Annotated in this window: 1 pseudogene; it reads right to left on the reverse strand. The window is 43.5% G+C overall.

The window, feature by feature from the left end:
* A pseudogene (locus tag O970_RS09850) lies at positions 1–398 on the reverse strand (hypothetical protein); the annotation flags it as partial.

Below are 398 nucleotides of genomic sequence, written 5' to 3' on the forward strand. Positions count from 1 at the left end.
TTACACTGCCTTTAATGGTGTCGGCTTTTTCCTGATTGGCTATCCCTGACACAGCCTGCCAATAATGGGGGTAGGTAATTTGATTACCACTTTCTTGTGTTTTTTGTTGGTAACCGTACCAATCAAGCTGGTGCATATATAAACTGTATAAGGTTATCGATGGGGGCGCTTGAGTTGAGCCCTTTATCTTAGGCATAGCTAAATAGTGCCGAACTAAAGTAAAACCCGTTGAAAAATACGCCACTTTTTGCTGGGCTTGATAGGGGATTTCGAGTTCAATATTGTCGTTGTATACCATCTTTGGATAAACGTCGTTAACGCGATAGGCGACCACCTCGCCATGTGCCATACAGCGCAGTTTATCGTCACGCCCTATCTTTTTTAGTACCTGTCCATCA

Source organism: Candidatus Schmidhempelia bombi str. Bimp (assembly GCF_000471645.3).
Classification (GTDB): Bacteria; Pseudomonadota; Gammaproteobacteria; order Enterobacterales; family Orbaceae; genus Utexia; species Utexia bombi.